This window comes from Streptomyces noursei (assembly GCF_016917755.1).
Taxonomy (GTDB): domain Bacteria; phylum Actinomycetota; class Actinomycetes; order Streptomycetales; family Streptomycetaceae; genus Streptomyces; species Streptomyces yunnanensis.
Genome location: NZ_CP070326.1, coordinates 3,468,807 through 3,489,828, shown reverse-complemented (window position 1 = coordinate 3,489,828; position 21,022 = coordinate 3,468,807). Strand labels below are relative to the sequence as shown.

The 21,022-nt window shown below is 72.5% G+C and carries 21 protein-coding genes, 1 tRNA gene and 1 pseudogene; 10 read left to right on the top strand and 13 right to left on the bottom strand.

The window, feature by feature from the left end; genetic code table 11:
- The first annotated feature begins 82 nt into the window (after positions 1-82).
- The 5 genes from JNO44_RS15430 (at position 83) to JNO44_RS15410 (ending at position 4,159) form a co-directional block, all read left to right on the top strand.
- Positions 83-541 carry a peroxiredoxin gene (locus tag JNO44_RS15430; RefSeq protein ID WP_067352000.1) on the top strand — a complete coding sequence of 153 codons (459 nt, stop codon included), beginning with the start codon at positions 83-85 and terminating at the stop codon, positions 539-541.
- A 161-nt stretch (positions 542-702) separates the two neighbouring features.
- Positions 703-1,278, top strand: a complete 576-nt coding sequence (locus tag JNO44_RS15425; RefSeq protein WP_039636901.1) for a TerD family protein — start codon at positions 703-705, stop codon at positions 1,276-1,278.
- A 114-nt stretch (positions 1,279-1,392) separates the two neighbouring features.
- Positions 1,393-1,968: a TerD family protein gene (locus JNO44_RS15420; RefSeq protein WP_205364703.1), complete on the top strand. Its 576-nt coding sequence runs from the start codon at positions 1,393-1,395 to the stop codon at positions 1,966-1,968.
- Between the two features lie 207 nt (positions 1,969-2,175).
- Complete coding sequence (locus JNO44_RS15415; protein ID WP_205364701.1) at positions 2,176-3,321, top strand: DUF475 domain-containing protein; 1,146 nt, start codon at positions 2,176-2,178, stop codon at positions 3,319-3,321.
- 100 nt (positions 3,322-3,421) lie between these two features.
- Positions 3,422-4,159 carry a TerD family protein gene (locus JNO44_RS15410; RefSeq protein WP_067358841.1) on the top strand — a complete coding sequence of 246 codons (738 nt, stop codon included), beginning with the start codon at positions 3,422-3,424 and terminating at the stop codon, positions 4,157-4,159.
- 84 nt (positions 4,160-4,243) lie between these two features.
- Here the strand turns inward: JNO44_RS15410 and JNO44_RS15405 are convergent, their stop codons facing one another.
- The gene (locus JNO44_RS15405; RefSeq protein ID WP_205364699.1) at positions 4,244-5,422 is read right to left on the bottom strand and encodes a TerD family protein; all 1,179 of its coding nucleotides are present in this window, start codon (positions 5,420-5,422) and stop codon (positions 4,244-4,246) included.
- A 207-nt stretch (positions 5,423-5,629) separates the two neighbouring features.
- Here JNO44_RS15405 and JNO44_RS15400 point away from each other — a divergent pair, with 207 nt between their 5' ends.
- The 4 genes from JNO44_RS15400 to JNO44_RS15385 are packed head-to-tail and all read left to right on the top strand — an operon-like array spanning position 5,630 to position 10,907.
- A complete protein-coding gene (locus JNO44_RS15400) occupies positions 5,630-6,802 on the top strand; it encodes an HpcH/HpaI aldolase/citrate lyase family protein (RefSeq protein ID WP_205364697.1) in 1,173 nt (390 codons plus the stop codon).
- Between the two features lie 58 nt (positions 6,803-6,860).
- A complete protein-coding gene (locus tag JNO44_RS15395) occupies positions 6,861-9,368 on the top strand; it encodes a phosphoribosyltransferase (RefSeq protein WP_240167550.1) in 2,508 nt (835 codons plus the stop codon).
- Complete coding sequence (locus tag JNO44_RS15390) at positions 9,368-10,198, top strand: HAD family hydrolase (RefSeq protein ID WP_205364695.1); 831 nt, start codon at positions 9,368-9,370, stop codon at positions 10,196-10,198. The genes JNO44_RS15395 and JNO44_RS15390 overlap by 1 nt, the downstream gene beginning before the upstream one ends.
- A 49-nt stretch (positions 10,199-10,247) precedes the next feature.
- Positions 10,248-10,907, top strand: coding sequence for an O-methyltransferase (locus JNO44_RS15385; RefSeq protein ID WP_205364693.1), 660 nt, complete (start codon positions 10,248-10,250; stop codon positions 10,905-10,907).
- A gap of 27 nt (positions 10,908-10,934) precedes the next feature.
- Here the strand turns inward: JNO44_RS15385 and JNO44_RS15380 are convergent, their stop codons facing one another.
- The 6 genes and pseudogenes from JNO44_RS15380 to JNO44_RS15355 form a co-directional block, all read right to left on the bottom strand.
- A complete protein-coding gene (locus JNO44_RS15380; protein WP_073442091.1) occupies positions 10,935-11,147 on the bottom strand; it encodes an FmdB family zinc ribbon protein in 213 nt (70 codons plus the stop codon).
- A gap of 82 nt (positions 11,148-11,229) precedes the next feature.
- A pseudogene (locus tag JNO44_RS15375) lies at positions 11,230-11,839 on the bottom strand (PfkB family carbohydrate kinase).
- A gap of 197 nt (positions 11,840-12,036) precedes the next feature.
- Complete coding sequence (dgoD, locus tag JNO44_RS15370) at positions 12,037-13,197, bottom strand: galactonate dehydratase (protein ID WP_205364692.1); 1,161 nt, start codon at positions 13,195-13,197, stop codon at positions 12,037-12,039.
- 121 nt (positions 13,198-13,318) lie between these two features.
- Positions 13,319-14,035, bottom strand: coding sequence for a FadR/GntR family transcriptional regulator (locus JNO44_RS15365; RefSeq protein WP_235093220.1), 717 nt, complete (start codon positions 14,033-14,035; stop codon positions 13,319-13,321).
- Between the two features lie 175 nt (positions 14,036-14,210).
- A complete protein-coding gene (locus tag JNO44_RS15360; RefSeq protein ID WP_235093219.1) occupies positions 14,211-15,011 on the bottom strand; it encodes a DUF4383 domain-containing protein in 801 nt (266 codons plus the stop codon).
- Between the two features lie 227 nt (positions 15,012-15,238).
- Positions 15,239-16,648, bottom strand: coding sequence for a hypothetical protein (locus JNO44_RS15355; protein ID WP_338058567.1), 1,410 nt, complete (start codon positions 16,646-16,648; stop codon positions 15,239-15,241).
- Between the two features lie 187 nt (positions 16,649-16,835).
- Here JNO44_RS15355 and JNO44_RS15350 point away from each other — a divergent pair.
- Positions 16,836-16,910 (top strand) — tRNA-Val (locus JNO44_RS15350).
- A gap of 63 nt (positions 16,911-16,973) precedes the next feature.
- On the opposite strand, the gene JNO44_RS15345 is transcribed toward JNO44_RS15350, so the two are convergent.
- The 6 genes from JNO44_RS15345 to JNO44_RS44440 form a co-directional block, all read right to left on the bottom strand.
- Entirely contained in the window at positions 16,974-18,125 is a 1,152-nt protein-coding gene (locus tag JNO44_RS15345) for a tyrosine-type recombinase/integrase (RefSeq protein WP_205364690.1), read from the bottom strand.
- Positions 18,125-18,322, bottom strand: a complete 198-nt coding sequence (locus JNO44_RS15340) for a helix-turn-helix domain-containing protein (protein WP_411126249.1) — start codon at positions 18,320-18,322, stop codon at positions 18,125-18,127. Before JNO44_RS15340 ends, JNO44_RS15345 begins: the two co-directional genes overlap by 1 nt.
- Before the next feature lie 229 nt (positions 18,323-18,551).
- The gene (locus JNO44_RS15335; RefSeq protein WP_240167549.1) at positions 18,552-19,925 is read right to left on the bottom strand and encodes a DNA primase family protein; all 1,374 of its coding nucleotides are present in this window, start codon (positions 19,923-19,925) and stop codon (positions 18,552-18,554) included.
- Positions 19,922-20,167 carry a hypothetical protein gene (locus tag JNO44_RS15330; protein ID WP_205364687.1) on the bottom strand — a complete coding sequence of 82 codons (246 nt, stop codon included), beginning with the start codon at positions 20,165-20,167 and terminating at the stop codon, positions 19,922-19,924. Before JNO44_RS15330 ends, JNO44_RS15335 begins: the two co-directional genes overlap by 4 nt.
- A complete protein-coding gene (locus JNO44_RS15325; protein ID WP_205364686.1) occupies positions 20,164-20,676 on the bottom strand; it encodes a DUF2742 domain-containing protein in 513 nt (170 codons plus the stop codon). The genes JNO44_RS15330 and JNO44_RS15325 overlap by 4 nt, the downstream gene beginning before the upstream one ends.
- Positions 20,677-20,763: 87 nt before the next feature.
- Positions 20,764-20,898 (bottom strand): hypothetical protein, encoded by a 135-nt coding sequence (locus tag JNO44_RS44440; protein WP_275695752.1) that lies wholly within the window; start codon positions 20,896-20,898, stop codon positions 20,764-20,766.
- Between the last annotated feature and the right edge of the window lie 124 nt (positions 20,899-21,022).

The window sequence follows — 21,022 nt, the reverse complement described above, 5'->3', positions numbered from 1 at the left end:
GTTCAGGCGCGGTGCACCGGCCGTAGGCCCGGGCGCGTAGGGTGGTCGCGTCCAGTTGAGAGTGACGCGGGAAGGAAGTCCCATGGCGATCGAGGTCGGCACCAAGGCTCCGGATTTCGAGCTGAAGAACCAGCACGGCGAGCTGGTGAAGCTCTCCGACTTCCGCGGCGAGAAGAACGTCGTCCTGCTCTTCTACCCCTTCGCCTTCACCGGCGTGTGCACCGGTGAGCTGTGCGCGCTCCGCGACGAGCTGCCGAAGTTCGTCAACGACGACGTGCAGCTGCTGGCGGTCTCCAACGACTCGCCGTTCTCGCTGCGGATCTTCGCCGAGCAGGAGGGCCTGGAGTACCCGCTGCTGTCGGACTTCTGGCCGCACGGCGCGGCGTCCACCGCCTACGGCGTCTTCGACGAGGAGAAGGGCTGCGCGGTCCGCGGCACCTTCGTCATCGACAAGGAGGGCGTGGTGCGCTGGACGGTCGTCAACGGCCTGCCCGACGCCCGCGACCTCAACGACTACGTCAAGGCCCTCGAAACCCTCTGAGTCCTTTCGCCACGCAGGGCGCGGCGCCGGACATCCGTCAAGATCCATGTGCGATTTCTGCATTCGGTGGGAACCGGTCACTAGGATCAAATCGTTGATCCGATGCCATGCACGATGGGGGCGCACATCTTGACGTACCCCTCGAATCTACGGGAGGACTCGTGGGAGTCAGCCTCAGCAAGGGCGGCAACGTCTCGCTGACGAAGGAAGCCCCCAATCTGACCGCCGTTCTCGTCGGTCTGGGCTGGGACGCGCGTACCACCACCGGTACGGACTTCGACCTGGACGCCAGCGCCCTGCTGACGAATGACCAGGGCAAGGTCGCCAACGACCAGAACTTCGTGTTCTTCAACAACCTCAAGAGCCCGTGCGGTTCGGTCGAGCACACCGGCGACAACACCACCGGTGAGGGCGAGGGCGACGACGAGGCCATCAAGGTGAACCTCGCCGGTGTCCCCGCCGACGTCAGCAAGATCGTGTTCCCGGTGTCGATCTACGACGCCGAGACCCGCCAGCAGAGCTTCGGCCAGGTCCGCAACGCCTACATCCGCGTGGTCAACCAGGCCGACGGCAAGGAGTTGGCGCGCTACGACCTGAGCGAGGACGCCTCGACCGAGACCGCCATGGTCTTCGGCGAGCTGTACCGCAACGGCGCGGAGTGGAAGTTCCGCGCCATCGGTCAGGGCTACGCCTCGGGCCTGCGCGGCATCGCGCAGGACTTCGGCGTCAACGTCTGACCGCACGGCGCAACCGCGTCCGGCGCCGTACGCCCCTGCCCGGGGAGTGCGGCGCCGGACGCGTTTCGGGGCGTGAGCCGCGCCCCGCACCGACACCGGGGAGGAACGAACACCATGGGCGTCACACTCGCCAAGGGGGGCAACGTCTCCCTGTCCAAGGCCGCTCCGCATCTCACCCAGATCGCGGTCGGCCTCGGCTGGGACGCGCGGTCCACCACGGGAGCGCCGTTCGACCTCGACGCCAGCGCGCTGCTGTGCCGGTCGGGCCGGGTGCTGGGGGACGAGTACTTCGTCTTCTACAACAACCTCAAGAGTCCCGAGGGATCCGTCGAGCACACCGGTGACAACCTCACCGGCGAGGGGGAGGGCGACGACGAGACGATCCTGGTCGACCTCACCCAGGTCCCCGAGCAGGTGGAGGCCATCGTCTTCCCGGTCTCGATCCACGAGGCCGATCTGCGCGGCCAGAGCTTCGGCCAGGTCGGCAACGCCTTCATCCGCATCGTCGACCAGGCCGACGGCAGCGAGCTCGCCCGCTACGACCTCAGCGAGGACGCCGCCGGAGAAACCGCGATGATCTTCGGCGAGGTCTACCGCCGCAACGGGGAGTGGAAGTTCCGCGCGGTCGGCCAGGGGTACGCCTCCGGACTGCGCGGGATCGCCCTGGACTTCGGGGTCGACGTCTCGTGAGCGCCGTGCGCGCGGCGCGGTCCACCGCCGCGCCGCGCGCTCCGTGGGGCGCGTGCCTCAGCTGACCTGGGCTCCGACCTGCGGCTCTCCGGCCGGGCAGGGGCCGACCGCCCCGGCCGCAAACTTCGCGCTCTACACTTCGGGTCAACGTTTCGCAAAGCGCCCCGCACTGGCGCGGGGGACCCACACAGAAGGATTGGGTAGGCAGTGCTCCTGAAAACCTTTGGCTGGTCGTTCGCCGTCACGGTGGTCGGCCTCGGCCTGGCCGGCGTCCTCTGGGGGTGGCAGGGGCTCGCGATCGTCGGGATCCTGTCCATCCTGGAGATCTCACTCTCCTTCGACAACGCGGTCATCAACGCGGGCATCCTGCGCAAGATGAACGCCTTCTGGCAGAAGATCTTCCTCACCGTCGGCATCCTCATCGCGGTGTTCGGCATGCGGCTGGTCTTCCCGGTCATCATCGTCGCGATCACCGCGAAGCTGGGGCCGATCGAGGCGGTCCAACTCGCCATCAACGACAAGGCGCACTACCAGGAACTGGTCACCAGCGCCCACCCGGCCATCGCGGCCTTCGGCGGCATCTTCCTGCTGATGATCTTCCTCGACTTCATCCTCGAGGACCGCGACTACAAGTGGCTGTCGTGGATCGAGAAGCCGCTCGCCCGGATCGGCAAGCTCGACACCCTCTCCGTCATCGTCGCCCTGGTCGTGCTGCTGGTGAGCGCCGTCACGGTGGCGCCGCACGCCGCGCACGGCGGCGGTGACAAGACCACCACGGTCCTGCTCTCCGGCGTGGCGGGCCTGATCACCTACCTCGTCGTCGGCGGGATCTCCGGCTACTTCGAGGGCCGGCTGGAAGACGGGGACGAGGACGAGGAGGCCGAGGACGGCGCCGAGCCGGCCGCGGCGGAGAAGAAGGGCAGCGGGACCGGCGCCGCGGTGGGCCTGGCCGGCAAGGCCGCGTTCTTCATGTTCCTCTACCTGGAGGTCATCGACGCCTCGTTCTCCTTCGACGGCGTCATCAGCTCGTTCGCCATCACCAACGACATCTTCGAGATGGCCCTGGGTCTGGGCATCGGCGCGATGTACATCCGCTCGCTGACCGTCTTCCTGGTCCGCAAGGGCACCCTCGACGACTACGTCTACCTGGAGCACGGCGCGCACTACGCCATCGGCGCGCTGGGCGTCATCCTGCTCGTCACGATCCGCTACGAGATCCACGAGGTCATCACCGGCCTGATCGGCGTGGTCCTGATCGCGCTCTCCTTCGGCTCGTCGGTGCTGCGCAACCGGCGCGAGGGCAAGCCGGGCGCGGAGTCGTCGGCACAGTCGGAAGTGACATCCGGAGTGTGACGGGCCTCTGATTGAGGAACGCTTTCTGCGGGGCGGCCATGGGGAGACACCCACCGGCCGCCCCGTAGGTGGTCCTGGACCGAACTATGGGGTGGGCAAGGTGTCGTTCCTGGGGAACTTGTGGCGTGGCAACGCGCCGAAGTTCGACGGCGGTGGCGCGTCGTACGTCGTCGAGCTGACGAAGCGGAACCCGGTCGTCTCGCTGACGAAGCAGGGGGCGGCCAACGGCCATCTGCGGGTCAATCTGAGCTGGCAGATGCGGACCTCGGACTTCGGCGAGCGGGGCGGGCAGCGTTCCGCGAGCCTGCTGCGGAACCCGAGCAGGCTGTTCAAACCGGAGATCGTGCAGGCCCAGGGCCCGGCCGTGGTCAACGTGGACCTGGACCTGGCCTGCATGTACGAGCTCCAGGACGGCAGCAAGGGCGTGGTGCAGCCGCTGGGCGACTTCCTCGGCGACCTCAACGCCCCGCCGTTCGTCAAGCTCAGCGGCGACGACCGGTTCGGTTCCGGCTCCGGCGAGACGCTGTACATCAACCTCGACCACCGCGACGAGATCAAGCGGCTGCTGATCTTCGTCTACATCTACGACGGGACCCCGGCGTTCGACCGCACGCACGCGGTGATCACGCTCTACCCGAGCACCGGCCCGCGGGTGGAGCTCAAGCTGGACGAGCGGGCGCCACAGGCCCGCTCCTGCGCCGTCTTCATGCTGGAGAACGGCAAGGACGGCCTGTCGGTGCGCCGCGAGGTGAAGTACGTCTACGGCTTCCAGGCCGAGCTCGACCGGCTCTACGGCTGGGGGCTCCAGTGGGGCCGGGGCTACAAGTCGAAGGTCTGAGGACCCGGCGGACCCGGCGGACCCGGTGCGGCCGGGGCGCGGGGGGCACACGCCCCCCGCGCCCCGGCCGCTTCCGTCGGTGCGTCAGCGGCGCTGGAACTGCGGCCCCTGGGGCGGCAGGACGAACGACGGATCGGGCACGAACGGCTGCGGCTGCGGCGGTTGCTGCGGTACTGGGTACCCGTGCGCTCTGCCTCGGCTGCCGAACATGCCCTCGGAGGCCGAGCCCGTCGGGGCGGGCTGCGGCGGCTGCTGGGGATAGCCGTAGGCGGGCGGCTGCTGCGGGTAGAGCGGCTGCTGCGGCGGCGGGCCCGGGTAGCCGCTCCGCTGCGCTCCGCCTCGGCTGCCAAACATGCCTTCGGAGGCCGAGCCCGGGGGCTGGGCCGGCGGGGGCGGGACGTTGGCCGGGTAGCCGTAGCCGCCGGTGGGCGCGGGTGGCAGCGGAGCGGCGGAGAAGGGCTCCGGCATCCGGTCCGGTACGTGCTGGGTGACCGCCGCCGGATCCGCCTGCGGGCCGCCGACGGGTGGCGCGGTCGCCTCCTCGGGCCAGGCGCCGGGCGGCGGGGAAACCGGGCCGGACGGCGCGGGGCCCGGCGCGGCGGCGGGCGGGGCGCCGTCCACGGGGCGCGCCACGGCGGCGGTGGGGGCCTCGCCCTGCGGGTCCGCGGCGGACGCCTCCGGGGACGGGGAGTCCGCGGCCGGGCCGGCGCCTGACGCGTCGCTCTCGTCCACCGAGATGCCGAACTCCGTGGCCAGGCCGACCAGTCCGCTCTCGTAGCCCTGGCCGAGCGCCCGGAACTTCCAGCTGTCGCCGCGGCGGTACAGCTCCCCGCAGATCAGTGCGGTCTCCTCGCCCGTCTCGGGCGCCACGTCGAAGACCGCCAGCGGCTCGCCGTCCGGCGCCGCTGCGTCGTACAGCAGCACCCGCAGGTCCGTCACGCCGGCGAACGGGCCGCCGTCCGAGGAGGCGGCGAGCACCACCCGCGCCACCGAGGGGTCGAGCGCCGTCAGCTCCGCCTCGATGGTGTCGGTCAGCGCGTCGGACCGGTGGGTCTTGGGCAGGTGCCGGACCAGGCCGCTGGGGTGCCGCGGCTGGTTGTAGAAGATGAAGTCCTCGTCGGAGCGCACGCGTCCGTCCGGTCCCACCAGCAGGGCCGAGGCGTCGACATCGGGGACGCCGGCGCCCGGCGTCCAGCGCAGAACGGCCCGGACGGCCGTGGCGTCGAGGGGGACGTTCGACCCCTTCAGCATCGCGTGCGTCATGCGGCAATCCTGCCTTCCCTCTGCTGACGGTCACAACGTGGGGGCCGGGCACGGTGCTTCCCGGACACCCGGCCGCCACCCGAGGATGGCGAGATTTTCGCCCCGGCGGGAACTTTCGGCACCCCCGCGCACGTACGATTACCGGCTGGATCCAGACAGTGGGACACGGCGGGGGTGCCCGGGTCCCGCTTTTATACGGGGAGTCGTATGCGGCACTTTGGGCATCTTCCGCCCGATATTCGGAAGACGCTGTTCCATAAGGAGCCGGTGGAGTTCACCGCCGACTCCTCGGCCCGTACGCTCGCGGCCGCCCTCGGTGCCACGCTCTACAGCCCCGCCACCCGCCCCCGGCTCGCCGCCGACATCCGCAAGCAGGTCGCCCTCGGCGTCACGTCCATGGTGCTCTGCCTCGAAGACTCCATAGGCGACGGCGACGTGGCGGCCGGCGAGGAGAACCTCGTCCGGCAGTTCGCCCTGCTCGACGAGGCCGCCGACCGTGGCGAGGATCTGCCGCTGCTCTTCATCCGCGTCCGCGAACCGGCCCAGATCCCGGACCTGGTGGGCCGCCTGGGGCCGGCCGTGCGCAGGCTGTCCGGATTCGTACTTCCCAAGTTCACCGCCGAGCGCGGCGTGCCCTTCCTGGAGGCGCTGGCCGCCGCCGAATCCGACTGCGGGCGACGGCTGTTCGCGATGCCGGTCCTGGAGTCCCCGCAGCTGCTCCATCTGGAGAGCCGGGCCGCGACCCTGCAGGGCATCGCCCGCACCGTCGGCGGCTACCGCGACCGGGTGCTCGCCCTGCGCCTGGGCGTCACCGACTTCTGCTCCGCCTACGGCCTGCGCCGGGCCCCCGACATGACGGCCTACGACGTCCAGATCGTCGCCTCCGTGATCGCCGACGTGGTGAACGTCCTCGGCCGCGCGGACGGCACCGGCTTCACGGTCACCGGCCCGGTGTGGGAGTACTTCCGGCTGCACGAGCGGATGTTCAAGCCGCAGCTGCGGCGCAGCCCGTTCCTGGGGCAGGCCGAGGAGCTCCGCACCAGCCTGATCGAGCACGCCATGGACGGCCTGCTGCGCGAGATCGAACTGGACCGCGCCAACGGCCTGACGGGCAAGACCTGCATCCACCCCTCGCACGTCGCCCCGGTGCACGCGCTGTCGGTCGTCAGCCACGAGGAGTACAGCGACGCCACCGACATCCTGCGGCCGGAGCGCGGCGACGGCGGGGTGCTGCGCTCCTCGTACACCAACAAGATGAACGAGGTGAAGCCGCACCGCGCCTGGGCCGAGCGGACGCTGCTGCGGGCCGAGGTGTTCGGCGTGGCCCGCGAGGACATCGGCTTCGTGGAGCTGCTCACCGCCAGCCTCCAACCGGCCTGAGCACCCCGTGGGACCAGCACCGAGCACGACCGCAAGCACGACAGGCAAGAGCGATGACATGAACGACGGCATGGACGCGACGACGGAGGAGACGCAGCACGTGGTGTGGACGGGAGAGTGGGTCGCCGGACGGCTCGGCGTCGCGCTGAGCGGCGGGGACGAGCTGCCGGAGCTGCTCGGGCTGGCGCTGCGGCGCAACCCCAAGCGCGCCCACCTGCTGGTCTCCAACGTGCTCGGCAAGCACGTACCGCAGCGCCCGGACGTGGTGCACGGCGCCGGCGTCGGGCTGGGCCGTCGGGTGCGCGCGCTGCTCGGCGACGCCGACGCCGCCCGCGCCGTCGTCCTCGGCTACGCCGAGACCGCCACCGGGCTGGGCCACTCGGTCGCCGACGGGCTGGCGCTCGCGCCGTACCTGCACTCCACCCGCCGCCCGGTCCCGGGCGTCCCGCACACCGCCGGCTTCGAGGAGGAGCACAGCCACGCCACCTCGCACCTGCTGCTCCCCGAGGACCGCACCCTGCTCGCCGGCGACGGCCCCCTGGTCCTCGTCGACGACGAGTTCTCCACCGGGCGGACGGTGCTGAACACCATCCGGGCGCTGCACGCCCGCCATCCGCGGACGCGGTACGTCGTCGTCGCCCTGGTGGACATGCGCTCCGCCGCGGACCGCGGGCGGCTGGCGGAGTTCGCCGCCGAACTGGGCGCCCGCGTCGACCTGGTGGCGCTGGCCGACGGCGACGTCCAGCTGCCCGACGACGTGTTGGAGCGCGGCCGGGCACTGGTCGCCGCCCACGAGGAGCCGCCCGCGCTCCCCGGGAGCGGCGCGGCCGCGCCCCCGCGGGCGGTGCGCGTCGACCTCGGCTGGCCCGCCGGACTGCCCGACGGCGGACGGCACGGCTTCACCCCGGCCCACCGCGCGCTCCTGGAGGAGCACCTGCCCGCCATGGCCGAGCGGCTCGCCGGGCACCTCGGCGCCGCCCGCCGCATCCTCGTCCTCGGCAACGAGGAGCTGATGTACGCCCCGCTGCGCCTGGCCGGAGCCCTGGACGCGCACGTCGCCGGGACCGGCGCGACCGTCCGCTTCTCGACCACCACCCGCTCGCCGGTGCTCGCCGTGGACGACCCCGGCTACGCCATCCGCACCCGGCTGGCGTTCCCCGCCCACGACCGCCCGGCGGACGGCCCGGGGGAGCGCTACGCCTACAACGTCGCCCCCGGCAGCGACCCGCGGCGCCGCTTCGACGCCGTCGTCGCGGTCGTCGACTCGGCCGGCGACCGGCCCGAACTGCACGCCCCCGGCGGCCTCCTGGACCGGCTCGCCGGCCACACCGACCGGCTGCTGCTGGCCGTCGTCCCCGCCCACACCCCGCGCGGTGCGCTCCCCGGCCCGCTGCGCGACTCGCTCCCAGGCCCGCTGCGTGGCCCGGCGTTCTCCTCCTACGCCCCCGAGGAGGTCGGCTGGCTGCTCCAGGACCTGTCCGACGTCACGTTGGAGGCGCCCACCGAGGAGCGCGAGGAGGCGATCCAGCGCGGCGGCGCCCACTACGCGGAGTCGCTGCCGGTCGAGTACCAGCCCAGCGAGGAGTACCAGGAGCTGTTCCACGCCGCGCTGGACGCCTCGGCCGGCCGGATCGCCCGCGCCGTCGGGACGGTCACCGAGACCGTCCTCGCCGAGCGGGGCCCCCGCCCGGTCCTGGTCTCGCTGGCCCGGGCCGGCACCCCCGTCGGCATCCTGATGCGCCGCTGGGCCGCGCACACCCGCGGCCTGGATCTGCCGCACTACGCCGTCTCCATCGTCCGCGGCCGGGGCATCGACACCACCGCCCTGCGCTGGCTGGCCGCCCACCACGACCCGGCGGACGCGGTGTTCGTGGACGGCTGGACGGGCAAGGGCGCGATCACCCGCGAACTCGCCGGCGCGCTGGCCGACTTCACGGACTATCCCGGCTCCGCCGAGGGCCCCGGCTTCGACCCGCGGATCGCGGTGCTCGCCGACCCCGGCGGCTGCGTGACGACCTACGGCACCCGGGACGACTTCCTCATCCCGTCCGCCTGCCTGAACTCCACCGTCTCCGGGCTGGTCTCGCGCACCGTCCTCCGCGCCGACCTGGTCGGACCGGACGACTTCCACGGCGCCAAGTTCTACCGCGAACTGGCCGGCGCCGACCTGTCGGCGGAGTTCCTGGACACCGTCGCCGCCCGCTTCACCGAGGTCGCCGACGCGGTCGCCGACGACGTGCGGAAACTGGCCGCCGCCGACCGCACCCCGACCTGGGCGGGCTGGGCGGCCGTCGAGCGGATCAGCGCGGAGTACGGCATCCACGACATCAACCTCGTCAAACCCGGCGTCGGCGAGACCACCCGGGTCCTGCTGCGCCGGGTGCCCTGGCGGATCCTCGCCCGGCGCGGCGCCGGCAGCGACCTCGACCACGTCCGCCTGCTGGCCGAACAGCGCGGCGTGCCCGTCGAGGAGGTCGACGAACTCCCGTACACCTGCGTCGGATTGATCCACCCCCGGTTCACCCGCGGGGCCACCGGCGCCGACGGCAAGGCGGTGTCCTGCTGATGACCACGTCCGCACCGCTGGTCGCCAGCGACCTCGACCGCACCCTGATCTACTCGGCCGCCGCGCTGTACCTCACCGGCCCCGACGCCGCGGCCCCCCGGCTGCTGTGCGTCGAGATCTACGAGGGCCGGCCGCTCTCCTACCTGACCGAGACGGCCGCCGCGCTGCTCACCGAACTGGCCCGGCGCACCACCTTCGTACCGGCCACCACCCGCACCCGCGAGCAGTACCGGCGCATCCGTCTCCCCGGCCCGCCGCCGGAGTTCGCGGTCTGCGCCAACGGTGGCCACCTGCTCGTCCGGGGCGAGTCCGACCCGGACTGGCAGCGCACCGTCGCCGCCCGGCTCGCCGCCCAGTGCGCGCCGCTGGACGAGATCCGCGCGCACCTGGTCCGCACCGCCGACCCGGCCTGGCTGCGCAGCGAGCGGACCGCCGAGGACCTCTTCGCCTACCTCGTCGTGGAACGGTCCCTGCTCCCGGAGACCTGGGTGAAGGACCTGGCCGCCTGGGCCGAGCCGCGCGGCTGGACGGTCTCCCTCCAGGGCCGCAAGATCTACGCCGTTCCCCGGCCGCTCACCAAGAGCGCCGCGGTGGCCGAGGTGGCCCGCCGCACCGGCGCCCCCGGGATCCTCGCGGCCGGCGACTCGCTGCTCGACACCGACCTGCTGCTGGCCGCGGACCGCGGCTGGCGCCCGGGCCACGGCGAACTGGCCGACACCGGCTGGCGGGCCCCGCACGTCACCGCGCTCGACGAACGGGGAGTGGCCGCCGGAGAGATGATCGCCCGCGCCTTCCTGGACGGCGTCACGGCCCCGGGGCGAGCCTGGTGACACCCCGCGGGTGCCCGCAATAGGCTGCCCGCGACTGGGAGGAGAGCACATGGCAGAGCCCAAGAGCGCACCGATCACCCCGGAGCTGTACGACTACGTATTGGCGCACAACCCACCGCTGGACCCCGTACTGCAGGACCTCGCCGACCTCACCCGCGAGCGGTTCCCCGAGGCGGCCGGGATGCTGTCGGCACCGGAACAGGCGTCGCTGCTGGCCTTCCTGGTCCGTCTGACCGGAGCCCGGCATGTGGTCGAGGTGGGCACGTTCACCGGCTTCGCGACCCTGGCCATGGCCCGGGCGCTGCCCGAAGGCGGGACGCTGACCGCCTGCGACGTCTCCGAGGAGTGGACCGCCCACGGCCGGGACGCCTGGGCGAAGGCCGGCGTCGCGGACCGGATCCGGCTGCGGATCGCGCCCGCGCTGGAGACCCTCCGGGCGATGCCGGCCGAGCCGCACATCGACCTGGTCTACCTCGACGCCGACAAGAGCGGCTACATCGCGTACTGGGAGGAGCTGGTGCCGCGGCTGCGGCCCGGCGGCCTGCTGGTCGCGGACAACGTCCTGTTCCACGGCGCGGTCGTCGACCCCGCGGCCACCGGATCGGCCCTGGCGATCCGGGAGTTCAACGACCACGTCCTGGCGGACACCCGCATGGAGGCCGTGCTGCTCACCGTGGCCGACGGGGTGACGCTGGCCCGCAGACGCTAGGGTCCGTCCGACGGCCCGGGGCCGCGGTCAGCCGCAGCAGCCGCCCCCGCAGCAGCCGCCGCCTCCGCCGCGCGGCGCGGCCGGCGCGGCCGCGGTCCCTCCGACGGCGACGGTGGAGAGCAGCTTCACGGTGTCCTGGTGGCCCTCCGGGCAGGCGGCCGGGGCGGACGACTCGGCCATCGGCCGGTTCAGCTCGAAGGTGGTCCCACAGGGGCGGCAGCGGTATTCGTAACGGGGCATGGCCACAGATTACGGGGCACGGCCGCGGTTCGGGGGTGCCCGTCGGGTCCGGGCCGCCGGCCGGGCCCCGCCGCGCCCGCGGTCAGCGCACCACGGTGCCCGGCGGCGCGCCCAGCAGGGACAGCTCCGCGCGGGTCGGCGCGCCCTCCCAGTCGCCCCGGGAGGCGGCGGCGAACGCGCCGGTGGTGGCCGCCCGCGCCAGCCGCCCGGCGAGGTCCGCGCCGTCCAGCAGCGCCGAGAGGTACCCCGCCACGAAGGCGTCGCCGGCGCCCACCGGGTCCACCGCCCGGACGGGGACGGCGGGTTGGTGGTGCGGGCCGTCCGCACCGGTGAACGCCGTCGCGCCGTCCGCGCCGTGCGTCAGCACCACCTCGCGGACGCCCAGGGCCAGCAGCCGGGCGGCGTCCTCGGCGGGGTCGCCGGCCGGCCCCGGCAGACACAGCGGCAGCTCGTCGCCGGAGGCGATCAGCAGGTCCACGGAGGGCAGCCAGCCGCGCAGCACCTCGACACCCTCGGCCCGCAGCGTCCGCAGCACCAGTTCCCCCGGCCTCGTCCGCGCCGACCGCACCGGTCCAGTGCACGCGGTGGCCGAGCCGGGCCAGGCCGATCGCGACGTTGCTCTCCGCGCCGGCGACCGAGACCCGCAGGGTGCCGCCGAGCTTCAATGGGCCGTCGCCGCGCAGCGCCACCATGGTCTCCCCGAAGGTGAGCACGTCGGGACCGGCCGGCCCGGGCGGTGTCCCGGTGCCGTCCGGTGTCCTGGTGTCGTCCTGTGCGGTGGCGTCCACGTGTCCTCTCCTGGGGCGTGCGAACGGTGCGTCGCCGCCACCCTGCCACGCGGCGCGCCGACGGACGGCCTCGCCCCGTACCGCCGCCGTCCGGGCGCCCGTCACCATTCGGCGAACGCGCCGTCCTCGTACCGCCAGACCGGGTTCCGCCAGGTGTGGCCGCCCGCCGCGTCCGCCGCCCGGACGGCCGCCTCGTCCACCTCCACCCCGAGCCCCGGGCGGTCCGTCCGCAGCAGCGCGCCGCGGTCGAAGCGGAACGGCGCGGAGTCCACGACGTAGTCCAGCAGCTCGGCGCCCCGGTGGTAGTGGATGCCCAGGGACTGCTCCTGGATGAGGAAGTTCGGGGTGGTGAACGCCACTTGGAGACTGGCGGCGAGGGCGACCGGGCCGAGCGGGCAGTGCGGGGCGAGATGCGCCCCGTAGGTCTCCGCCAGGGCGGCGATCCGGCGCAGTTCGGAGATCCCGCCGGCATGCGAGACGTCGGGTTGCACCACCGCGACCCCGGCCCGGAGCGGAGCCAGGAACTCGCGGCGGGTGTAGAGACGTTCACCGAGTGCGAGCGGAACGCCGGACGCGGCGACGAGGCCGGGGAGGGCCTCCACCTGCTCGGGGAGGACGGGCTCCTCGGCGAACAGCGGCGCGTACTCCGCCAGCAGCGGCAGCAGCCTGCGGGCGTTGGAGGGGGAGACGCGGCCATGGAAATCGAGGGCGAAGTCCCGCTCGTCGCCGAGGACTTCACGGGCGGTCTCGGCGCGGCGCAGGCAGGCGCGCACCTCCGCCCGGGTCGCCAGCGGGGACATCCGCCCGCAGCCGTTCATCTTCACGGCGGTGAAGCCCGCCTCGATCTGCGCGGCCAGCGCGTCCCGGATCTCCGCCGGCTCGTCGCCACCGACCCAGGCATAGGCCCGCACCCGATCGCGCACCGGCCCGCCCAGCAACTGGTGGACGGGGAGCCCGCAGCGCTTCCCCTTGATGTCCCACAGCGCCTGGTCCAGGCCGGCTACGGCGGAGGAGAGCACCGGGCCGCCCCGGTAGAAGCCCCCCTTGGTCATCACCTGCCAGTGGTCCTCGATGCGCGCCGGGTCCTGCCCGAGGAGGTGTTCCGCCAGCACCGCCACGGCCGCCCGGACCGGCTCGGCCCGCCCCTCGACCACCGGCTCGCCCCAGCCCGCGACGCCGTCGTCGGTCTCCACCCGGACGAACAGCCAGCGCGGCGGGGCGAGGAAGGTCTCGATGCGGGTGATCTTCGGGGATCCGGCCATGGCGCGGGGACCGTCCTTCCGTCGCGGGTCCGTCGAGGGGCGCCCGCCCCTCCGTACGACCCGGTCTACCCGCGCCCGGCGTCCCCGGCCCCTCGCCGACCGCCCTTGCCCCGGTCCCGCGCTACGGATGCTCGCGCGCCGACTTGTCGAGCAGCTCCAGCATCGCCATGTACGCCCCGTCCAGGTCCCGGTCCCGGACGGCCTCGGCCACCGCCGCATGGACGCCGTACGGGTGCTCGAAGGCATCGCCGGACGCGTACACCTGGCGGCCGCGCTGGATGATCACGGGCACGATCACCCGGTGCATCTGCGCGTAGAAGCGGTTGTTGGAGGCGAGCAGCATCGCGGTGTGGAAGGAGGCGTCGGCGCGCACGAGCAGCACGGGATCGTCCTCGGTCGCCGACATCGCGGTCAGCGCGGCGTTCAGGGCGTCCAGGTCGTCGTCGGTACGGCGCTCGGCGGCCAGGGCGGCCGCCGCGGGTTCGATGGACCGGCGGAGTTCGAGCATGTCGGCGAAGAAGTCGGACGAGGCGCCGGCCGCGAGCTTCCAGCGCAGTACGTCGGAGTCGAGGAGGTTCCACTCCTCCCGGGGCCGCACATAGGTGCCGTGGTTCTGGCGGGTGGCGAGCAGGCCCTTGGTGGTCAGCACCTTCACCGCCTCGCGCAGCACGGTCTGGCTGACCTCCAGCTCCGCCATCAGCTCCGGCATGGCCAGGACTTCGCCCTCGCCGTAACTGCCCTCGAAGATCCGCTTGGCGAGCGCCTCGACGGCCGCTCCGTGTAGCCCGTGCCCCGCCTGCGACGCCGGATTGCCCAACTGCCCCATGGTCGCTCCCACATGCCCGGTACTCCCGGGATCCCGTACTCCGCCTGCCGGTCGGCGCTCCCGTCGGTCGCCGGTCGGCCCGCCCCGCAGCCGTCAGGGCGTACCGAGCACACGACCCCGCCTCGGTACGCCCTGAAGTTCCGCCGTCCGACTCACCACTCCTTGCCGTTCCGTCCCCGTCGTCCCCTCACAGCTCCTCGGCGCTGCCGGCCGGGGGCGCGCCGCCCGGCCCCGCGCCCTTCTTCTCCGTCCCGGTGCCCGCCGTGAGCGCGCCCGGGCCCTTTTCGACGCGGGCGGCGGCGTGCCGGGGGTGCGGGCCGGTGCGGCTGGTGCCCGGGCCCAGCGAGCCGATCCCGCCGTGCCAGGCGCCCTGCATCCGCACCCGCGCCGACTGCCGGCCGGCCGTCATCCCGGACACCGGGTGCAGCTCGCCGCGCTCGAAGCGTTCGGCCTCCTCCGGGTGCCGGGCGCGCCAGTAGGGGTTGTCGTGCGACAGTCCGCCGCTGACCCGCCCGTACATCCCGAACACCAGCAGGAGCACCCCCACCACGAAGCTGAACAGAACGTTCTGGATCTTGAAGGCGAGGAAGTTGGCGTCGGTCTGCAGCAGCGCCAGGTTCACGAATCCGCTCAGCAGGAAGAGCCCGCCGAGCACGATGTTCAGGGTGGAGGCGAAGTTCCCGCCGATCACCATGCCGGCGAAGAGGATCGCGCCGACGACGATCGAGAGCACGCTGAGCGAGCCGTTGGTGTTCAGCCCCGCCACGGTCGAGCCGCCGGTGTCGAAGAACCCGATGTGATGGGTCAGACCGAGGATGCCGAACGCGACCAGCACCAGCCCCATCACTCCCGCACCGATGCGGTAGACCCGGCTCAGCCGGTGGTCCACGGGCAGATGCTCGTTGAACTGGGTGCGCCGCCGCCTGAACCGGCGGAGGGGGTTAGCGGGCCCGTGCAGCACGTGGTCGGTTGCACCGGTAGCAGCCATGTCCGGCCTCCTTCGCGCGGATGAGCAGCCTGGGCCGTACTCACTCCAGGACTCCAGCATCCGCCAAGGCGACATTTCATGCCATCGCGGAACGAGAGGTGATAGGGACAAGAAGGGGGAGGGTAGGGGAGGGGGAAGGCCCTGGACAGGGACCGGACGGCGGCCCGGCGGTGGACCGGTGACTCCCCGGCGGCGGACCGATGGTCTCCGGAGACCGCCCGCCGGCCTCAGCGGCCGGTCGTCGCCCCGCCCCGCTGGTCGCGGATCTCCTGCACCACCCGCGCCGCCGTCTCCCGTACCGCCTCGGTCTCGGTCAGGAAGTGCCACCAGTCCGGATGCCGTCCCTCCAGGCCCGCGACCGCGCGGTCCAACCGCGCCACCGCCTCGTCCAGCGGCCCGGCGTGCCGGGGGTCGGGCGTGCTGCGCCCGGCCATCGCCAGCCGCTGCGCGTCCCGGAGCGCGAAGCGGGTCCGCTCGACCTCCTGCTGCCGGTCGGCCGCCACCGCGTCCAGCCGCCGCAGCCGGTCGCCGGCCGCCGACACCGCCTCGTCGGTGGTGTTGAGCAGCGCCCGCACGGTCGCCAGCCGGCTGGTGGCGTCCGCCCAGCGCTGCTCCGCGCGGGCCTGCCCGGCCTCCTGCAGCGCCGTCCGGGCCTGCTCGACGGAGTCCACCGCCTGCTCCGGCACCTTCTGGAGGTCCTGCCAGCACGCCGCGCTGTAGCGCCGCCGCAACTCGCTGAGGACCGGGGCGACCTGCTGGGCGCGGGTGGTGATCGCCTCCGCGCGGGTGCGCAGCGACACCAGCCGCTTGTCGATCTCCGCGGCCGTCGCCGGCAGCCGCTCGGCCTCCGACCGGATCGCCCCGGCCTGCCGCTGCACGTCCTCCGCACGTCGGATCGTGTCCGGTACGCCGTGCTGCGCGGCCCCTTGGTTCAGCCGGGTCAGCTCCGGGCCGAGCGCCGCCAGCCGGGCCGCGAGGTCGTCCGCCCGCAGGCCCTGCGCCCGGACCGCGTCCAGCCCGTTGCTCGCCGCCAGCAGCGCCTGCCGGGCCTGCTCCACGGCCGGGGCCACCCGTGCCAGCTGGGTCTCGGCGTTCTCCAGCAGCGGCGCGAGGCTCTGTGCGAACCAGTCCAGCTCCCCGCGGACCCGCTCCAGCTCCTCCCGCGCCCGGGTCAGATCGGCCCGCGCCCGCGCGAGCGCGGTGCCGTCGATGTCGTCCCGGTCGAGATCATGCGAGTCGACCGCGGTGATGTACCCCTGGCTGACCTGGTCGATCCGCTGCCCGAAGCTCTCGTACTCCGCCGCGGCCTGCCGGGCCCGCTGGGAGTCGTCGACAGCGGTGATCGTCTCCACCGAGATCCGCAGGTCGCGATGGGCGGTGTCGAGCTCGTAGAACGCCGCCGCGGCGGCGTCCTTCGCGGCCTGGGCATCGGCTCGCTGGCTCTCCCCGCGCCCGAACCAGCGCCGGGTGCCACCCCCGGCGAACGCCATCGGTGCCACCGCCACCAGCAGCGGCAACGGCAGCAGGACGAGCCCCACCGTCTCCCGCACCGCTCGGCCGAACCGGCCCCCGCGGCTGCGACGACGGCTCCCCTGCCCGGACGGCCGCGGCTGCGGCTGCATGTGTGTCGCCGTCACATCCCTCTCCCGATCGGATCGCCCCAGGACCGGCTGACATTCTCCCACCCGGCCCAACGAACATCCCGACCGGTGAGTTCACGCCCGCCCCACCCCGCCCGTCGACCACCCGCCGCACGCTCGCCCGCCCCCCTGGCCCGGGTTTGCGGTCCCGGCCCCAGGGCAAGGTAGTCTGTCGGCTCGGCCAGGGCGCATAGCTCAGCGGTAGAGCGCTGCTCTTACAAAGCAGATGTCGGCGGTTCAAATCCGTCTGTGCCCACCAGTCAAAACGCCCCCGCGGAGATCTCTCCACGGGGGCGTTGACGGTAGAACTTGACGGCAGTCCCTACTCCGGACGCCCTCGACGACGCCGCAAGAGCCGGTCCATGTGCCCCACCGCCTCTCGCCGCGAGTCCTCCGAGACGTGGGTGTAGACGTTCATGGTCACCGCGATCTGCGAGTGACCCAGGATCTCCATTACGACCCGCGGCGGGACACCGGCGGCGAACAACAGGGACGCGCAGCCGTGCCGAGCGTCGTGCAGCCGGATCCGCGGCAGGCCCGCGGCCTGCCCGATCCGCTCGAAGGACCGGCTGAGGTTCCGGGGCTCGATCGGCCGTCCTGTGCGTGTCGTGAAGACGTAGCCACCGTCGTTCGACCAGTCGTCTCCGGCGGCGAGTCGCTGAGCCTGCTGCCGCAGGCGCTGCCACCGCAAGGGCGCGATGCACATCAGCGGCAAGGGGATCGTCCGGCTCCGACGGTTCTTGGTGGAGTCCGCGTACAGCTCCTTCTGCACGCGCTGGATCTGAGTCCGGACCGAAAGGGTGCGGCGACCCAACTCGATGTCGCACCAGCGCAGCCCCAGGATCTCGCCCCGCCGAAGCCCCAGCGTCACGGCCAGCACGAACGCCGTGTACAGCGGATCCGCCCGGGCCGCCTCCAGGAATGCGATGGTCTCGTCCAGCGTCCACGGCTTCAACTCCCTGGGCTGGACGCGCGGAGCGGGCACCAACTGCGCCACGTTCCGACTGATCAGCTCCTCCCGGCACGCGGCAGCGAGAGCCGATCGCAGGACGCGGTGCGACTCCTTGGCCGTGGCCGCCGACGCCTGGCGTTGCACGGCGGCGAGCATCCGGCGTACGTCGGCGACACCCAAGGTCTCCAGCCGCTTCACGCCGATCTGCGGCACCAGGTAGCGACGCACGTGCGTCTCGTACTTCGCGTACGTCGTCTTCTTCCGCTCGGGCTCGATGTGCTCCACCAGCCAGTACGGCAGCCACTCAGACAGCTTGGCCGACCGGGTCGGCGTCGGGATGCCCTGTCGGTCGCGACGGACCAGTTCCTGCCGCTTGGTGTCGCACTCTTCCCAGGTGGCGCCGTAGACGGTCTTGCGCTTGCGAGTGCCGTCGGGCTGCGGGACGTAGACGCGAGCTTCGTAGCGGCCGTCCTTGCGCTGCCAGATGCTGCCGGCGCCGTTCGGGTTCCTCTTGCGCGCCATCAGGCGGCCTCCTCGATTCTCTGGGACATGAAGGCTCGAAGGGAGTCGGCAGCGATCCGACGGGACCGGCCGATGGTGAAGCTTTCGAGCTGACGGGAGCGGATGAGGTCGTAGACCTTGCTGCGACTGACGCGCAGCGCTTCCATGACCTCCGGCACCATCAGCGACTCGATCGAGGTGAGCGGAGCTTTGCTCACGGCTGCCTCCACGGGGCCGGGCTCTCTGTTGAGTTGGATTCACAATGCTGTGGGTCGCGGCCCATCGCGGCCCAAGGCTGTGACCTGCGGTTTTGCCGGGTCTCTGTGCGGCCCATCGCGGCCCAAACTTCGAGTGGGCTGGGCCGCGATGGGCCGCGGTGAGTGGTGGGGAAAACCGCAGGTCAGGGGTGTTGGGTCGCGATGGGCCGCGACCCGGCGGATTGTGGGCTCAACTTCCGCTGAGGGTGATGCCGTTGTAGGTGGCGATCCGTTCGCCTGAGGGAGCGCGGGGGCGGGTGCGGTTGAGCTGGGGGATGACGGAGAGCAGGTTGCGGCCGAACACCTGCTTGGTGCCGGCGCGGACTCCGTTGTCCTCGGCCCACTCGCGCCAGATGGCCCACAGGTCGTCCACGGGGACGGTGCACGTCGGGCCGGTGGTGCAGCGCTCGCGGACGAACGCACTGGTGGGGGAGGCGGTGTCGCGCATGGTGGTGACCGCGTCGCGGCTGGAGGCGGGTTCCGTGATCCGGCTGGTGCGCTGAAGACGGGCGAGCCCTTCCAGTGCCCAGTTGAGGATGCCGGGCATCTCCGCGGTGAGGCGGTCGGTGAGGGTGGGGTCTTCCTTGCCGAGCCACGACACCCGCATGCTGAGCAGGACGAACCGGTTGGCGATGACCCCGGAGGAGTCGCCGAAGTGCGGCAGCTCGTTGGACAGGATCATCAGCCGGGAGGGCAGTTTGCCGGTCCAGGGCTGCTTGAACTTCCGGTCCACGTCGAGGGTGTCGTCACCCGAGATGGTCAGCAGCCGCTCGACCACCTGGCTGTTGTCGCTGCCGGACAGTCGGGCGTCGGAGATGACGGCCAGCGATTTGCCGACCAGGGTCGACAGACCGAAGTTCGTGCCCAGTCCGGCGAGGGTCGGTCCGGCCAGGTTCTCCTTGCCGACCAGCGCTCTGAGTACCCGGGCGATGGTGCCCTTGCCCGACCGGGAGGGGCCGACAATGAGCAGGATCTTTTGGAGGTCGGTGCGGCCGGACAGGACGTAGCCGAACCACTCCTGAAGTGCCTGGATCGCGTCGGGGTCGTCCGGCCAGATCTGGGCCAAGAACCGCTCCCACGCCGGTGCCGTGGCGGCGGGGTCGTAGGCGAACGGCACGGATACCAGATTGAAGAAGCCCGGGGTGTGCGGCAGTAGCGCGCGGTCGCCGATCCTGAGTAGGCCGTTCTCGCAGGCCACGATCGGCCCGCTGTCCTGCTCGCCGTTGAGCCAGGCGGGGGCGTCGGTGTCGGTCGGCAGCAGTGTGATGGCCCCAAGGGCATCGAGCAGGTTGCCGATCTTCTGCTTGGTCGGCGCCCAGTCCCGTTCCTCGGTCTCACCTTCCTTGGTGGGTGCCCGATAAACGGCGTGCTCCAGCCGCTCATACATCGCCGCGCGCACCTGTGCTTCGTCCAGCTCTCGCCAGCAGGTGCCGGTCCAGCGCATCCAGGACCCGCGCCAGCGCCGGTAGGCGAGCTGTTCGTCTTCGGTCTGCCAGTCCGGCAGGAGCCGGCGGGCGACGGCCATGGGGTGGGTGGGGGCGGGAAGTTCTTCCGTGCCGGTCATGCGGCCTGGGTCCCTTCCGGGCTGGTGCGCAGCGGGCACGTGGCGGTGCGATGGCGGTCCCAGTCCGCGACCAGCCGCAGGACGGCACGACGGCCGCGGGCTTCCCGGTCGTAGGCCCCGCAGCGACACAGGGCGGTGGCGCGGGTGAGGGCGCTCCAGTCCGGCGGAGCGATGATGTGCAGCCCGAAGAAGACCTGTTCCGGGGGCTGGTGCGGGATCCTGGCCGTGGTGTCGCTGCTCATGCCGCTGTTTTCCTCTCCGGTGCGGGTGCTTCGCGGTGGGGCAGGTCGACCTGCTGGCCGTCGCGGTAGTGGCGCCACCAGCCGGGACGGCCGGGGATGGCGAGCGGCGGCCAGGTGGGGCAGGCCGTGATCGGGCGGGCGGGCCGGGGGCGGCGGCGGGTGGTCATCTCGTCGGCGGTTGGGACTCGCGACAGCCGCAGGCGGCTTAGGGTGCGCCGGGCTTCCTCGTTGGCGTCGGCGGTGACCTCCCGGAACCATGCCTCCGGGTCGGAGTCCGCCAGGGCGTCGAGGCGCTGCTGTTCGGCGACGTGGCGGCGCCAGTGCTCGGCGGCGTCCAGGGCGGCGGCGAGCCGCTGCGGGCTATCCGAGGGCAGGCTGCACCATGCAGGGCTCCCGTAGGCGGGGAAGGCGCCGGAGAGGTAGGCGGCCTTGGCCTGCGTCCACAGGGTGGACGCAGCGCGCAGGAGCAGCGCTGGGGGTTGTGGCGGGGGCGTGCTGGGGTCGGGCATGCTGGAGACCTCCACAGTTCTCGTAGGGGCTGGTGGATGAGGGCGGCCCCGCTTCATTGGCGTGAGAGGGGGCCGCCCTTGCTGTTGCTACTCGCAGGTGCAGTCGGGGCGTTCGCTGGAGCCGTCGGCGCCGCAGCCGCAGCAGTGCGCGTAGGGGTAGGGCTCGCTGTCGTCGGTGGGGGCGCACAGCTCGCAGTCGATGAAGTCGTCGTCCTCGTACACGGGTCTCCTCGGTGATTGAGGCGGACACCGGCCCTCCAGGGGTGTGCTGTGCTGGATGGCTCTGGACGGGGTCCGGGGAGGGGGCAGGGAACCCCCTTGACCGGCATGACCTTGCAGGTCAGCG

What these genes read in the sequence shown, in the direction of transcription:
- JNO44_RS15405 (WP_205364699.1), bottom strand. Translation starts at nt 5,422, where the DNA reads ATGACGCACGCGATGCTGAAGGGGTCGAACGTCCCCCTCGACGCCACG.
- JNO44_RS15420 (WP_205364703.1), top strand. Translation starts at nt 1,393, where the DNA reads ATGGGCGTCACACTCGCCAAGGGGGGCAACGTCTCCCTGTCCAAGGCC.
- JNO44_RS15385 (WP_205364693.1), top strand. Translation starts at nt 10,248, where the DNA reads ATGGCAGAGCCCAAGAGCGCACCGATCACCCCGGAGCTGTACGACTAC.
- JNO44_RS15335 (WP_240167549.1), bottom strand. Translation starts at nt 19,925, where the DNA reads ATGACCGGCACGGAAGAACTTCCCGCCCCCACCCACCCCATGGCCGTC.
- dgoD (WP_205364692.1), bottom strand. Translation starts at nt 13,197, where the DNA reads ATGGCCGGATCCCCGAAGATCACCCGCATCGAGACCTTCCTCGCCCCG.
- JNO44_RS15360 (WP_235093219.1), bottom strand. Translation starts at nt 15,011, where the DNA reads ATGGCTGCTACCGGTGCAACCGACCACGTGCTGCACGGGCCCGCTAAC.
- JNO44_RS15330 (WP_205364687.1), bottom strand. Translation starts at nt 20,167, where the DNA reads ATGAGCAGCGACACCACGGCCAGGATCCCGCACCAGCCCCCGGAACAG.
- JNO44_RS15390 (WP_205364695.1), top strand. Translation starts at nt 9,368, where the DNA reads ATGACCACGTCCGCACCGCTGGTCGCCAGCGACCTCGACCGCACCCTG.
- JNO44_RS15395 (WP_240167550.1), top strand. Translation starts at nt 6,861, where the DNA reads ATGAACGACGGCATGGACGCGACGACGGAGGAGACGCAGCACGTGGTG.
- JNO44_RS15345 (WP_205364690.1), bottom strand. Translation starts at nt 18,125, where the DNA reads ATGGCGCGCAAGAGGAACCCGAACGGCGCCGGCAGCATCTGGCAGCGC.
- JNO44_RS15430 (WP_067352000.1), top strand. Translation starts at nt 83, where the DNA reads ATGGCGATCGAGGTCGGCACCAAGGCTCCGGATTTCGAGCTGAAGAAC.
- JNO44_RS15325 (WP_205364686.1), bottom strand. Translation starts at nt 20,676, where the DNA reads ATGCCCGACCCCAGCACGCCCCCGCCACAACCCCCAGCGCTGCTCCTG.
- JNO44_RS15380 (WP_073442091.1), bottom strand. Translation starts at nt 11,147, where the DNA reads ATGCCCCGTTACGAATACCGCTGCCGCCCCTGTGGGACCACCTTCGAG.
- JNO44_RS15400 (WP_205364697.1), top strand. Translation starts at nt 5,630, where the DNA reads ATGCGGCACTTTGGGCATCTTCCGCCCGATATTCGGAAGACGCTGTTC.